This is a genomic window from Stieleria marina (genome assembly GCA_007741555.1).
Lineage (GTDB): Bacteria > Planctomycetota > Planctomycetia > Pirellulales > Pirellulaceae > K23-9.
The window spans coordinates 4,201,871-4,216,836 of sequence record CP036526.1; the positions used below are offsets into that span (position 1 = coordinate 4,201,871).

The following is a 14,966-nucleotide window of genomic DNA, read 5'->3' on the forward strand; positions in this document are numbered from 1 at the left end:
TGTGAAGTGCGATGGATAACGCACGGCGTTTGGATGGGTAGCCGAACCGGTTCGCTAAACCAGCACTGCATCGGATTACGATCAACGCCGGCACGCGTTAGACTCTGTGTTTTAACGAATACGCCGTTCTACGGAATGCGTCGGGTATCAACCCCAGGAACAAACGAGGTGGAACTGTCGAATTGGATCGCGTGGTTTTTGGGTGTGACAGTGGTCCCGCCAATGCTGATCTGCGCCCTATCGCTGTATCCGGTTCGTCGATTCGCCGTCAAACTTGGCCTGATGGATCTGCCCGGCGGCCATAGCTCGCACACTCAAGTGACACCCCTGGGCGGCGGAATTGGCATCTGGCTGGGAATCGTGGGAACGTTTGCCGCGGGAACATTTGCCGTCGCACTGGCTCGAGGATCGGATTCGATCCAAGCAAAATTGCCCCCCGGCGTGGTGCCTTATTTGGAAGGCGTCTGGATACGAGCGGGCGAATTCTGGTGCTTGCTGGCCTGCGCGACCGTCTTGTTTGTACTGGGCATTTGCGATGATCGCCGGGGCGTCAACGTGGCGATTCGGTTGGGCGTCGAATTTGCCGTGTCAGCCTTTGTGGTCTACGGACTCGGTTTTGGGCTGACCGCTTTCATCGGCGTGCCGTGGCTGACAAACCTGCTTTCGGTCGTCTGGATTGTCGCGGTCATCAATTCGTTCAATATGCTCGACAACATGGATGCACTTAGCGGCGGGATCGCTGCGATCATTGCCGGATCGATGGCCGCCGTCATGCTGAGCACGCCCGACCCCGGTACCGCTCGCCCGCAGCTTTTCGTCGCCGCACTGTTGCTGGTCGTTTGCGGTTCGCTGCTGGGTTTTCTGTGGCACAATCGTCCGCCGGCCAAAATATTTATGGGTGACGGCGGCAGTTACTTGGTCGGATTCCTTGTGGCCGTCGCCATGCTGATGGCGACGTTCGCGGGCGGCGGAGACCAACCACGTCCGCACGCGGTGCTGGCGCCTCTGTGTGCGATGGCGGTTCCGATGTACGACATGGCGACGGTGCTGTGGATCCGAATTCGCGAAGGCCGCAGTTTGGTCAAAGGCGACCATAGTCATTTTTCGCACCGGTTGGTGGGACTGGGGCTCAGTCGCGGCCGCGCCGTTGCGACGATCTATTTGGTTACCGGAACTTGCGGGCTGGCCGCCGTGTTGCTGACTCACGTTTCGTTGTTGCAAGCCATCGCGGTGCTGGGCATCGTTGCTTGCATGTTGCTGTTGGTCGTTATTTTGGAATCAACGCAGTGGCGAAAAAACGACGCGTAAAACCCGCTCACAACCATTCGCCCGAGCGCGCGAGCGTATCGGCCGCTTCTAGCGATTCGAACGCTTCAAGCAGCCAATCGGTTGCCGATGAAAGTCTGCCGCCAGCACGATTGGAACCGATCGCGATCGCATCGGCACTTTTGGCCGGGGCGCTGGTTTATGTGACGTATCACCCCAGCGATAGCGTTGCGGTCGAACGCGGGGATGCGCTGTGGTTTGGCGTGATTGCCATTGTGATCGCGACGTTGACGCTCGCACGCATGGCTTGGTTGGGGCGTTTGCCCCAACAATTGAAATCGCCTGCCGTGGTCGCCGACGCGTTGGCGTGTGGTTTGGCGATCTGGATGATGCTGGCCGCGTTTGCGACGTGCCCGCCCGGAAACCTGCGGATGGCGACCAACGAAGCCTGGCTGTGGGTATCCGGTGCCGCGATCTTTTGCGCGTCGAGGCGTTTGATGAGTTCGCTGGCGGTCCGCCAAAGCATGACGGCTTTGTTGATTGTTTGCAGCATTGGCGTGGCAGTTCACGGGCTGCATCAAAACTGGATCAGTTTGCCAGCCAGCCGCGCGGAATATCGCGCCGATCCGGACAAACTGTTGGCCAAGGCACAGATTCAAGCACCGCCGGGAAGTGTCGAACGGATGGTTTTTGAAAACCGCTTGTTCGACGGTGGCCCGACCGGCACGTTTGCGTTGGCCAATTCGCTGGCGGGAATGTTAGTCATGGGCTGCGTCCTGATCGTCGGCGTGCTGCGTTTGCAGTGGTCAACCATGACAAATTACCAGCGTGTCGGATGGATCACGGGATTAGTGATCGCCCTGGTGTGCTTGTGGGCTGCGCGAAGCCGGTCGGCGACCGCAGCGTGCGTGCTGGGAATGATTGCCGTGTCGATCGGACCGTCGCTTTTTGCCCTGAGCGATCGATCGTCGCGCGATCAAGATTCCGACAATGACGCGGCCAGCACCGTCGGTCACGCGAGAAAATCCAAGCGGTTTCGTGCCGTGATCATGGGCGGAGCGGCATTGATCGCGTCCGCGATTGGCATCCTGAGCTTGATTGCGGCGGTGGGAAACAAGGAATGGTTTGAGCAGGCCCCCGCGTCCATCGCGTTTCGGCTGCAATACTGGCGATCGACTTGGCAAATGACCCTGGACCACCCTGCCTTTGGCGCAGGGCCCGGCAACTTTCAATCGATCTACCAACGTTACCGCGAAGAAAGTGCCAGCGAAGAAGTCGCGGACGCACACAATTTTCTCTTTGAAACCTTAGCCGCCGGCGGGTTCGTCAGCTTAGCGTTGCTCCTGTGCCTCTTGGCTTGGACGGCATGGACCATTTCTCGCCGCCTGATCAACCCAACACGAGAGTTGCCAGCTGACAGTACGGAGGAGGCTTCGGGAGATGATTTGGCAAAGTGGGTTTGGCTGGGGAGCGGATTATCGCTGCTGATGATTTGGCTACTGGGTGCTGCGTCGGGACACACGCCTGACTTTCAAGCACATCGGTTTGCCGTGCCGATTGCGTGCGTGGCCGCCGTATTGCTTTGGCCCGCCGTCAGTCGATGCTCATCGGCCGCACTGGATCTCTTTTCGATTGTCGCTTGCGGATCATTGATGGTGCACCTGTTAGCGGCTGGCGGCTGGACGGTTCCCGGCGTGGCGATGCCGATTTGGATTCTGGCCGGCGCAATGACTCGGATACCGGCGACTCGGACAGTGGCGACTACCTTGCAAAACGATGCGCGGACCGATAATCAGTCCCGCAAACATCGTTGGCCCGCGACGCTGGGCGTGATCGCGATCGGCGCGGTGCTCTTGTTGGCTCATCGCACCGTTTCGCTGGGACCGGTCGAAAAGAACCATCTCGCGATGCGGATCGCCGATGTGGCACGCTCGCAGCAGCAGACGGCGGCACTTGGCAAGGCAGTCGACCAAGCGATCGCGGCGGACCCCTGGTCGCCCGAAGCCAGTTTGTACAAAGCGGATTTGTTGCGTTGGGATTTGATTGTTCGCGGCGATCAGCCATCCATGCGATCAATGTGGCATACGCAGTTACAAGACATGTTGCTACGGGCGGGCGAAAATCCGACGCTCTATCGTGCCGCCGGTCAACAGAGTCTGCATCTGTACCAGCGTTTCGGCGACGACGAGTACCTTCAAATCGCCGCTGACTATCTGACGCAGGCAACGCAGTGGAGCCCCTCCGATCACGCCCTGTCCGCACAGTTGGCTGCCGTCGCCGATCGTCAGGGTGACGTCCAACTTGCTCGTACGTTAGCGGCCAAAGCAGCCCGATTAGCGAATTTGGGCGAAAACGTCGAACGCCAGCTTTCACGGCAGATGATCTATCTGGCAGAACCGGTCGGGCGACGTGCCAATTCGAGCCCTGTGATCGGGCCCGCTAGCGAGGTACTGGCCAAATTGCTGACGCCGAACCAAATTGACGCCGCTCCCGTAGTAAACCAAAATTAGATCTTCGATCGAATGTTGGTTGTCCGATCGATCCGGCGGATCGATTGACGTCAAGTTGTCACGACCATCCCATTTTCCATTGCAGAAAACGAAATTACCGTGAAGCATTTCTGGCTCTTATTGACACTCTGTGGCGGCGTGGGACTCTCAGCGGCGTGGGCCCTCAATCAAGCCAAGTATGGTCATCGCGACGCTTATCTGGATCGTTTGAACCTAAAAGATGTCACGGCGGATAACGTGATCGAATTGGTCAAAGCCGACCAGAAAAGCTCGGGCGCACGGGTGGAATTGCTGAGCGAAGAGAGTCACCATTTCGGATCGATGGCTCCCGGCGACGAAGGCGAACACACTTTTCGCATCAAAAATGTCGGCACCGAGCCTTTGTCGCTCAAAGAAGGCGCGTCGACGTGTAAATGCACGATCGGCACGCTGAACCAAAACACGTTGGCTCCCGGCGAAGAAACCGAAATCGTCGTGTCTTGGACGGTAAAGACCCAGAAAAAGGACTTTTCACAAAAGGCTCAGGTGATCACTAACGACCCGCACAAAGTCGTGCTCGATTTTGTCATCCAAGGCGACGTGGTTCGCGATATCGAATTTGCCCCACGTGCGATTCAGTTTGGCGAAGTCGCCGCGGGTGAACCGTTCGAGGTCGAAGCTCAAATGTACAGCTTCTATGACAACGAGATCGAAATCTCCGAGGTCAAGTTCTTGAGCGAACAGATGAACAAACTCTCCAAATTCGATGTGGAGCCATTCGATCCCACTGTAGGCGAAGGCGAATTTTCCAAAGCCACGCGAGGCTACAACATCAAGGCCCGAGTCAGAAGCGGGCTCTCCCAAGGTGCCGTGGCGACGCGGATGCAGGTGGTTTTCCACGTCCGCGACAACCAAGGCGAGTTCGTCAAAGAAGACGAATCGAGGGTACCGGTCTCATTCTTGTCCGACGTCGAAACGACTGGTTTTATCGCCGGTCAGCTGAGCATGGTCGAGAGCACCAAGATCAAATCTCGGCAAGGCGCGTACGTCATCGAACTAGGTGCTTTGGAAGACGACGATTCCAAGAAAGCGCGCGGTTTCATCAAGCTTAAGGGTAGCGAGAGAGACAACACAAATCTTAGTATTGGAGAAGTTGAACCCGCCGAGGCAATTCAGGCAAAGCTGGGGAAACCGATCAAGCAGGAAAGCACGGTGCTTTATCCGCTGGAATTAGAAATCATTCCGGGTGATAAACCCTTCGACCTTCGCGGTAAATCTAAAGGCGACTACGGAACCATTTGGATTGAGACCGATAATCCAAAGGTGCCCCGCATGCTGATTGGTGTCAAATTCTCCATCGACGCAAAGCAGTAGCCATCGATTGCGTCCCGTCAGGGACGCTCGGTCTGGGTCACATCAATGAATGCATGCATTGAAAACTAAGTGCGAAAATGAGTGATCCAATGGTTGATCCAGGGACCGACGGAATGGAAAAACGAGCTTCTTTTTTTAAATCGCTTCGTATCAATCAGCTGCTACAGCTGAGTCCCCGTTCGCAGACAATGCGGCGGATGGTCGGATTGTCGCTGTGTGCGGCCATTTTGCCCGGATGCTTCGAATCGTCGCCTCCGCCGATCGTGCCGATCGAATCCGAATTACGCATCGGGTTGCCGACCGGGGGCAACGATACCGGCGATCTGCACGCTCAGACAATTCGTTTTCCGGGTGACCAATCAACACCCGCGCGAACAGTCGGTTTCCGTGCAGACCGTTCCCACGCTAGCGACGCCATCGCTGAACAAGACAGCGCCAGTGAAAGTGGTGCCGGTGCAAGTGGTTCCCCAACCAACAATCACCGTTTCGCGTTTCATTCGCCGATGACCGTCAATGGCGCGAATGCGCGGTTGGCAAAGCGCGAACAAACTGAACCGTCGCGTGATCGGATCGAATGGGGAATGCAGCAGCTGCAATCCAGTCTGCGACCGCCCGTGACGACGCTCCGCCCCGCTGACGTGACGTTTGTGCAAATCACGGAGCCTGCCCCGAGCCAAGTTCCGATCGAAATCATCGATCCGCCTGCTCCCGATGCCGTGCCGCCAAATGCAGTGCCGCCCAAAGCAGTGCCGCCCAAAGCAGTGCCGCCCAAAGCAGTGCCGCCCAAAGCAGTGCCACAGACCCCTTCCAAAATCATGAAGCCGGAGCTGGTCCCGACTCCCGAAGGCGTGCCGGACACCGCCAAGACGCCGCCCGCGATGAATCCCGACGCTCCGCAATTGGCGCCGCTGCAGCCTGCCACCCCCGCGAAAACGGATCCGACCAAAGACAAAGATGCGCCGATGCCCGGCGGTCTCAAGAGCGTGACCGACGAAGGAACGTCCGCGATTCCGGTTGAACTGCGGCCCGAAGCGTATTCGACGTGGGAGACACCCGACGTCACACTGTTTGTCACCGGTCAACAGAACGGCTACATCGAACCGTGCGGCTGCACCGGATTGGAAAAGCAAAAAGGTGGCGTTGCCCGACGATTAACGTTCATGAATCAGCTTCGCGATCAAGGCTGGGATTTGCTGCCCATCGATGCCGGCAACCAAGTGCGACGCGTCGGACGCCAGGCTTCGATCAAGATTTCGTGGTCCACCGAAGCACTGAAAAAGATGCAGTACGAATCGGTCGGATTTGGACCGGACGACATGCGGCTGCCCGCGACGGATTTGCTGCAGCTGGCGTTTGCCGACAGCCCCGAAGAAGCAATGTACATTTCGGCAAACGTCGTTCTGTATGACGAATCGTACGTCCCGATCATGAAGGTCGTCCAGCGAGGGAAGCACCGCGTCGGCATCACCAATGTGTTGGATCCAGACGCTTTGGAAACAGGCGTGACGACGGAAGCCTTGATCAAACCGGCGATCGAAAGCGCCAAAGCTGCTTTGGCCGCCATGGAAAAAGACAACGCAACCTTTAAAGTGCTGTCGTTTTACGGCAAAGAAAAAGACGCCGTCGAATTGGTCAAAGCGGTGCCAGGGTTTGACTTGTTAATTGCAGCAGGCGGCTATGGCGAACCGACGTATCGTCCTCAAGCGATAGAAAAATCAAAAACCCAAATGATCGTCGTCGGCAACAAAGCCATGTATGCCGGATTGATCGGTCTGTATTCCAACGGCCCCTTCAAATACGCACGTGTCCCTCTGACGCACGAGTTTGCCGATGCCCAAGAGATGCGAAAGATCATGGGCCAGTACCAAGATCATCTCAAACAGGTGGGATTCAGAGAGCTCGGACTAGATCCGATTCCGCACCTGTCGGGCGAAAAGTTTGTCGGTACCGCGACCTGCGCACAGTGCCACGAAGATGCCTTTGATGTTTGGTCGGGATCAATGCACGCGACTGCCACGGACAGTATCGCGGCACCTCCGGAAGATCGCGGCGACGTGCCACGTCATTTCGACCCCGAATGCATCAGCTGCCACGTCACTGGTTGGAACCCGCAAGGGTATTCGCCCTACGCAAGTGGCTACGAGAGCCTGGAAGCCAGCAAACACCTGCTGGGCAACGGATGCGAAAACTGCCACGGCCCCGGCGAAAGTCACTCCAAAGCCGAACGCGACGATTCAGGTGTTTCGGATGACGAGAAAGCTCGCCTGCGAAAATCGATGCAGTTACCGCTCTCGCGTGCGAAAGAACACTGCATGAAGTGCCACGACTTGGACAACAGTCCTGATTTCCACGAACCCGACGCGTTCGAGGACATCTACTGGCCCGAGATCGAACACTAAAGCAGACGTGACCGACCGGCGTGCTCACGCCGTGCAACCGTGCTCACGCTGGGAACAACTAATCAGCTCAGCGACAGCTGCATCTGGAAGTTGATCATTTGGACTTGGCTACATTCCACGACTTGTTGCTTGACGACGGCGAACCCCATGGATTGAAAGAACGGCCTGGCAGTCAGGCTAGCTTCCGTCTTGATCCGCTGGCAGCCCAGCCGTTTTGCATCGGCGACGACTTGGTCGACCAACCGCCGGGCGATGCCTTGGCGTTGATGGTCCGCCGACACAAACAGTCGATCCAGGTAACCAAAATCGTCCATGTCGATGAATCCCACGATCGCGTCCCGCTGGCAAGCAACATACGCGCTCCGATTTTGGAAACGCTGCGCCCAGTCGTCAAACACGATTTGCGGCGATGCCCACGCATTGATTTGCTCGGGCGTGTAGTCGTCGGCACAGACACGGCGAATACAATCGCGAAACAGCGTCAGGCAGTCCGCCGAATCACTGACTGTCCAAGACCGGAGCATCGTTGATGACGAAGTGTTCATTCAGGCGCAACCAATAGCTGGCCGCTCATTACCGTCACAGCGTGCCCGGAAAGCTTGACTCGGTCCCCGACGACTTCGCAGTACACGGTGCCACCGCGCGGTGACGCTTGGTAACCGGCCAACACGGATTTGCCCAACCGCTGCCCCCAGTAGGGCGCCAAGCAACAGTGCGCTGATCCGGTGACAGGATCTTCATCGATGCCGGATTGAGGAGCGAAGAAACGCGAAACGAAATCGACGCCCTCAATATCGCCTGGCGCTGTGACCATGACGCCTCGAGTATCAATCTGCGCGAGCAGGTGCAAATTGGGCGTCAAGCTGCGAATCGATGCGGCGTCCCTCAAGACAACCATGATGTCGTAGATCGTTTTGCGGACTTCGATCGCGGGCACGCCAAGGGCAGCCTGCAGTTGGGCGCAGACAGAATCTTCGACTCGGTTAATCGATGCGGTCACCGGAAAGTCGACGGCGATCCAAACCTCGCCGCTGTTTGATGACGACTGATCAAGCGAGGCGGTAGGATTTGAAACGGCCCTGCAAGCGAGTTCGCCACTGCGTGTTTGAAAACGAATGACCGCATCGGTGCCGACTTTGTTCTGCTGAAACAAGACATGTGCCGCAGCGATCGTCGCGTGACCACACAAATCGACTTCGATAGCTGGCGTGAACCAACGCAGGTGAAACACTTCGGCGTCATCCGTCGGAACCACAAACGCTGTTTCGGCCAAATTCATTTCCGCCGCAACGTTTTGCATCCATTGATCCGAGGGGTACTGCGGCAACAGACAGACCGCAGCTGGATTTCCAGTGAATGGAGCATTTGCAAAGGCATCGACCTGCCAGATCGGGAGAGAATCAGTCACTCGTTTATCGCTTCCCTTTTGTTTCGAATCGGGCGGTAGCCAAACCCACTGCCCGGTCAACGAATGCGGACATCGCGTGAAGGATCGCTTCAATTCATACGTGTCGATCGCCACATCGCGTCAGGTCCTACGCAATAAGCCCGCCTTAACAAGCCCGCGGACCAAATCCCTCCGCCTTCTCAGTTAGAGACAACAACGTTGCGGTGGGTTCGGTTTACAATAGCGTTCTATCAAGCAGCAAACCTACCAGAGCAACGACAATTTTGACAATGAATCCAGGGCCTCTCAACGCAAAGTTTTCGGCCGCAGCGAGCTCTGGCGTTGCGCTTGCCATCTGCCTTTGCTTTGGCAACGTTTTGGCTGACGAACCGATCGAAATTTTCGAGACCATCGCCCCCTCCATCATCGAACAGGCTCCCGTCATCGAACAGGCTCCCGTCATCGAACAGGCTCCGGTGGTCGTCGAACAGGCTCCCGTCATCGTCGAATCGGCTCCGGTGGTCGTTGGCCAAATTCCGGTCGTGATCGAAGCGGCTGATACGGCGCAACAAGACGCGACCCGGCAGACTGCCGCCAGCATCCTGCAATCATTCGATCAGAACCAGGACGGCAGCATCAGCCGCAAGGAAGCGTCGCAGGACCTGAAGTTGTACTTCTCTCAATACGATACCAATGCCGACGACACCATCGACGCGGCGGAATCCATTGCGATCGCTGAATTCATGCTAGGGCTCTCGGCCAACAAAACCCATCTGGCCAAACGAGAACAGTTTGCCCAGAAAACTCACCAAGCACGCGAATTGATCCGATCGGTCGACACGGATGACGACGGAATGCTGAACTTGAACGAAGCACCGTTAGAACTGAAGCCCTACTTTGCAAACTTTGATGTCAGCGGTGACCGCCGAATTGACGCAGACGAAATCATGCCTGTCCTGGATCACCTGCTCGCAAACCAACAACAGACATCTCCTTCCATGTTGCCGGACACGCAAAGCCCCGTCGCCCAAATCATTCGGTTTATGGACAAGAACGGAGATTCAAAAATTGACCGAACCGAAATCACGGCCAGCTTTGATGCCATCGACGCGAATCGCGATGGCTTCGTCGACGCAGTAGAAGCCCAAGTGATTGTCGATATCGCGAAGCAACCGCCCCAAAAGTAGTTTCGTCTGACCAATCCATCCATGATAAGTCTCCGCCATTTTATTTTCGTTTTCGCAGTGATCGCTTCGGGTCCGTTGCGAGCGGCGACGCTGCGTGATGAACTTGCTCCCCTGATCGATTCATCGTGCGTGGATTGCCATGACGCTTCGACCGAAACCAATCTCGATCTCACATCGCTAGGCACGGACCTGACGGACGATTCCACCCAGCGACAGTGGGAACAAATTTTTGATCGCGTTTGGACGGGTGAAATGCCGCCTGCTTCGGAAGACCGACCGCCGACGGAGATTCGATCGGCCGCCTTGACCACGCTCAAGCACTCGCTGGCTGAAGCAAGCCTGGCGAAACAGAAATCCGGCCGCGTTCCAGCCCGACGCCTAACCAAGTTGGAACTGCGCTACACTCTGCAGGATCTGTTTTTGATCCAAGGTGATGTGACAAACGGCATTCCCGACGAAAGCGAATCGGGTAGCTTCGACACGGTCGGAGCGAGCCAGCGGATTTCCGCCGTTCACTTAGAAAGCTACCTGGCCGCCGCCGACGAAGCCCTCGATCTGGCCATCCGCTTGGACCACAATCCCTACCGCGATTTTGGCGACAAAGCCGACGACGACTTTGGGTTTTTAGAAACCTGGCACGACAAACCACTTAACCTCGGTGGCAGTATCACCCGCAAATTGAATTACGGATCCGGCGTGGTATTGTTTGCCGACGTCGACTATTTGACTCAGTTTGTAGCGAGTGTCCCCTCGCCAGGAAGGTATCGACTAACGGCCAAAGTCGCGGCCTACCAATCGACGGAACCTGTCACCGCAAAATGGATCGTCAAGAACCAATCCGGAGGTGCCAAGCTGGCCAAAACCGTCGACTTGCTGCCCGGTGAACCCACAACGATCTTGGTCGAAACGACGATGAAGCCCGGGGACATTCCCTACCTGACGTTTGACAATCGCAACGCAAAAAACGACAGCGTGTTTATCGCGGGCGGTTCGCAGGTTTTTCAAGGCGCGGGGCTGGCAATTCTGTCTCAAAGTGCCGAGGGCCCGCTGAACCAGTCTTGGCCACCACCAAGCACGATGCACCTATTGGATGGTTTGGAGATCTCCGAGATATTGGGTTGCCAAGACGGTCCTTTTGAAGTGATCGCAACCGCCAATCCGATTGACGACATCAGACGCATTGTCAGCCGTTTGGCACCAAGCATATTTCGTCGTCCCGTTTCCGAAACGGAGCTGGAGCAGTTTGTCTCGTTAGCTTCTCCCGCGCTTGATGCTGGCCGCGATATCACCGACGCACTTCGCATTCCGCTGCGGTCGATGCTAAGTTCGCCGCAGTTCCTGTTGCTGGGCGGACGCTCAGGTCAATTGGACGACCATGCACTTGCGAGTCGGCTTTCGTACTTTCTTTGGCGAAGCATGCCGGACCCAGCGTTGCTGCAGCTTGCCGACCAGGGCCAGCTGCGAGACCCCACGGTGCTGGCTCAGCAAGTCGATCGAATGCTGGCAGATCCCAAAGCCGATCGATTTGTCAAAGACTTTGTTGGGCAGTGGCTTCGGCTGCATCAGATCAACGCGACTTCACCCGACGAAAGCCTGTACCCGGAATTTGAAGAACTCTTGGCCGCTGCCATCCCCAAGGAAACGCAGTGGTTCTTTGCTGATCTAATTCGCAGGAACCTCAGTGCTGACAATTTGATCGATTCCGATTTCACTTTCGTGAACCGACGCCTGGCTCAGCATTACGGGATCGACGGAGTCGACGGCCAGCATTTTCGCCGCGTCGCTTTGCCCGACGACAGCCCACGTGGCGGAATTTTGACCCAAGCCGCTGTTTTGAAAACGACGGCCAACGGCACCACCACTTCACCGGTCACACGAGGCAACTTTGTGCTGACCAATTTTCTGGGGACACCGCCCGCCGCTCCGCCGGCCAGCGTGGGATCGATTGAACCTGACACGCGCGGCAAAACGACGATCCGCGAAATCCTATCGGCTCACCGGGACAATGAATCGTGCAATCAGTGCCACCGCGAGATTGATCCGCCCGGTTTTGCTCTTGAGAGTTTTGACCCCATCGGCGGTTTCCGCACACACTACCGGGCGTCCGGCGGAGAACAGACTTTTGGCGATTTCACGACCAAGTTGCCGCCCAAGCAAGGACCACCGGTCGACCCAAGTGGCGTGACGACCGATGGCACCCCCTTTCGAGACATTCGACAATATAGGCAGCATCTGATGCAAAACCGCCGAGCGGTGGTTCGCAATTTCATCTCGCAGTTGATCGTCTTCAGCACCGGCGGCGAAATCGCGTTTGCTGATCGCGATGTTGTCAAGGAAATTACTGATGCCACGGAAGCAGATGGTTTCCGCGTTCGCGATATCATTCACGCGATCGTTCAAAGTCGCCTGTTTGATGAAAAGTGAGTTTCGATTCCTTGAGTGTTTCGCAGATCGCGATTCAACCGCAACGAAAGATTCCGATGACATCTAGACTCCCTCGCCGAACCCTTCTGAAGGCCGCTGGCGTCTCGCTGTCACTTCCGTTTCTGGAATCGATGACGGCCGTTCAGGCAGCCAGCCAGGTGGCGCCGCCCAAGCGGATGGTGTTTGTCTGCACGTCACTGGGATTGCACTCTCCCAATCTTTGGCCCACCACGACGGGCAAGGAATACGAATCGACGCCTTATCTTGATTTGCTGAACCAGCATCGCAACGATTTCACGTTGTTCTCCGGGTTGTCGCATGAAGACCAGATCGGACGTCAGCCCCACGACAGCGAAATGACTTGGTTAACGGCGGCGCGCAAACCCGGCGTCGCTGGATTTCGCAATTCCGTCTCCGTGGACCAAGTTGCGGCCAAACATTTTGGCAATGCGACTCGGTTTGCATCGGTGACCATGGGCACCATCAAGTCTCAAAGCCAGTCTTACACGGACGGTGGCGTGATGATCCCAGCACAGACCAGCCCGGCGCGGCTGTTTGCCAAGATGTTTCTCAATGGCACGCCCGATGAAATCATTGCGCAGAAACGGCGTCTGTTAGATGGACGCAGCATTTTGGACGAACTTGGTTCGCAGACCAAACGGCTGAAGCAACAGGCCAGCGCGGCCGACAATCATTTGCTGGACGACTATTTCCATTCCGTTCGACAAGCCGAAACGAACATCGCAGCGGCGGATGGGTGGAGCAAGCAACCGAAACCTACTGTCGATACGCAGCAGCCCAAGGACATCAACGACCCGACTGATTTGATTGGCCGGTCACGACTTTTGCTGGACTTGGTCCCGCTGATTATCCAAACCGATTCGTCGCGAATCATTTCCGTGATGATTCAAGACCACTTCGTCGTTCCCAAAATCGACGGCGTCAGGGGGACCCACCATAATCTTTCGCACCACGGGCAAGATCCGTCGAAGATTGCGGAACTGCAACGGATCGAAACGGGCATTGTCCAATGCTTTGGTGGCATGCTGGAAAAAATGAAATCGGGACAGGAATCCGGCACCCGTTTGTTGGATAACACTTCGGTTGTGTTCGGCAGCAATCTGGGCAACGCCAACGCTCACGAAGCGAAGAACTTGCCGATTTTTGTAGCCGGCGGTGGCTACCAGCACGGTCGATACGTGGACATGAAGAAAGAGCACGAAACACCGCTTAGCAACTTGTTTGTACGGCTACTGCAAGACACCGGCATCGAAACCGAATCGTTCGGGCAGAGCTCCGCCGCGATGTCTTGGTAGAACTGGCCCAATCGCCAATCGCGTTGCAATCGCTCCAACTGGTTTTGATAGGCTGGACACCTACCTCATCCGCTCTGCACGCCACAGCCAGGGCAGGTCACTTTTAAAACGGGGTCAACTGCTAGCGGAAGGGGGCAACGGTTAACGGGACGCCGCTTAATGCGAAGCTCCTATCTTCAAAACATCATTCGCCCTGCACGACACAGCCCGACGTCTCGACGAACAAGACCGACGCGAACTAGAATAGCGGGGTGGGAGATTTGTTCTCCGATCGACTATCGCCAAGTTCGTTTCGTTATCTCGTTTTCGATTGATCGCTGCTGATGCCAATCCAAGTCAAATGCCAGTGCGGCAAAGCTCTGAAGGTGAAGGACGAACTGGCTGGAAAAGCGGTCAAATGCCCTGGTTGTGGCAAGGTGATCAAGATTGGTCAGAAAGCCGCTGCCCCCGTTAAACCATCCGTAAAACCATCCGCGAAGCCGGCGTCCAAACCGGCGGCAGCGCGACCTCCCGCAGCGGCCGCCGCACCTGTCGGCGGGGGAGATTCTCTGGATGATCTTTTCGACGAAGAAGGCTTCAGCGATCATGTGGCGAGTCTCTGCCCGAATTGCCGCGCCGAGATGTCCACCGGTGCTGTCTTCTGCACCAAGTGCGGTTTCAACAAAGAAACCGGCGACCTGATGCAGGCGCATAAAACCGCCGGTGTCGACATTGACGCCGGTACGATGGCGTTGGACAAAGCCGAAGCGGACATGAAAAAGGCCGATCGGCTGCAGCGTGAGATGGAATCCAAGGCTGGCATGCCCTGGTGGATGTTGGCGTTGGTGATATTTATGATGGGATCGGGCACCGCCATCGCCGTAATCGCGGTCAACATGGCCAACCGAACCGAAGAAGGTTCCGCGAGCGAGTTCAGCGCGATGGCGTTGTTCTTGCAGGTATGTGCCGGAGCGGTCAGCTTTTTGTCGGTAGGAGCCCTGCTGAAGCTCGGAATCCTGTTTGCCAAAAAGGAAGCCCAGAAGAAGGACATCATCAAACTGACGATCGGATTTTTGCTTTTCGGTGGCATCGGGATCGGCCTTTTGGTTGCCGCATCGCGTCAGTAGGAACGCTGGAGATCGATC

The 14,966-nt window shown here is 56.5% G+C and carries 10 protein-coding genes; 8 read left to right on the forward strand and 2 right to left on the reverse strand.

The window, feature by feature from the left end; all coding sequences use genetic code 11:
- The first annotated feature begins 222 nt into the window (after positions 1 to 222).
- From K239x_RS15105 to K239x_RS15120, 4 genes are all read left to right on the forward strand, one after another.
- Entirely contained in the window at positions 223 to 1,308 is a 1,086-nt protein-coding gene (locus K239x_RS15105; RefSeq protein ID WP_145422377.1) for an MraY family glycosyltransferase, read from the forward strand.
- Complete coding sequence (locus K239x_RS15110; RefSeq protein ID WP_145419082.1) at positions 1,287 to 3,776, forward strand: O-antigen ligase family protein; 2,490 nt, start codon at positions 1,287 to 1,289, stop codon at positions 3,774 to 3,776. Before K239x_RS15105 ends, K239x_RS15110 begins: the two co-directional genes overlap by 22 nt.
- A gap of 99 nt (positions 3,777 to 3,875) precedes the next feature.
- Positions 3,876 to 5,129, forward strand: coding sequence for a DUF1573 domain-containing protein (locus tag K239x_RS15115; protein WP_145419084.1), 1,254 nt, complete (start codon positions 3,876 to 3,878; stop codon positions 5,127 to 5,129).
- A 77-nt stretch (positions 5,130 to 5,206) separates the two neighbouring features.
- Entirely contained in the window at positions 5,207 to 7,528 is a 2,322-nt protein-coding gene (locus K239x_RS15120; RefSeq protein ID WP_419188980.1) for a multiheme c-type cytochrome, read from the forward strand.
- A gap of 62 nt (positions 7,529 to 7,590) precedes the next feature.
- On the opposite strand, the gene K239x_RS15125 is transcribed toward K239x_RS15120, so the two are convergent.
- Both K239x_RS15125 and K239x_RS15130 read right to left on the reverse strand, forming a co-directional pair.
- On the reverse strand, positions 7,591 to 8,073 hold the full coding sequence (locus K239x_RS15125) for a GNAT family N-acetyltransferase (protein ID WP_419188981.1): 483 nt from the start codon (positions 8,071 to 8,073) through the stop codon (positions 7,591 to 7,593).
- Positions 8,070 to 8,936 (reverse strand): PhzF family phenazine biosynthesis protein, encoded by an 867-nt coding sequence (locus K239x_RS15130; RefSeq protein ID WP_145419086.1) that lies wholly within the window; start codon positions 8,934 to 8,936, stop codon positions 8,070 to 8,072. Before K239x_RS15130 ends, K239x_RS15125 begins: the two co-directional genes overlap by 4 nt.
- Before the next feature lie 269 nt (positions 8,937 to 9,205).
- Here K239x_RS15130 and K239x_RS15135 point away from each other — a divergent pair, with 269 nt between their 5' ends.
- The 4 genes from K239x_RS15135 to K239x_RS15150 all read left to right on the forward strand — a co-directional run bounded on the left by K239x_RS15135 (position 9,206) and on the right by K239x_RS15150 (position 14,948).
- Entirely contained in the window at positions 9,206 to 10,102 is an 897-nt protein-coding gene (locus K239x_RS15135) for an EF-hand domain-containing protein (RefSeq protein WP_145419088.1), read from the forward strand.
- Positions 10,103 to 10,123: 21 nt separating this feature from the next.
- Complete coding sequence (locus tag K239x_RS15140; RefSeq protein ID WP_145419090.1) at positions 10,124 to 12,526, forward strand: DUF1592 domain-containing protein; 2,403 nt, start codon at positions 10,124 to 10,126, stop codon at positions 12,524 to 12,526.
- A gap of 56 nt (positions 12,527 to 12,582) precedes the next feature.
- Positions 12,583 to 13,842, forward strand: coding sequence for a DUF1552 domain-containing protein (locus K239x_RS15145; RefSeq protein ID WP_145419092.1), 1,260 nt, complete (start codon positions 12,583 to 12,585; stop codon positions 13,840 to 13,842).
- 323 nt (positions 13,843 to 14,165) lie between these two features.
- Positions 14,166 to 14,948, forward strand: a complete 783-nt coding sequence (locus K239x_RS15150) for a zinc ribbon domain-containing protein (RefSeq protein WP_145419094.1) — start codon at positions 14,166 to 14,168, stop codon at positions 14,946 to 14,948.
- Positions 14,949 to 14,966: the final 18 nt, after the last annotated feature.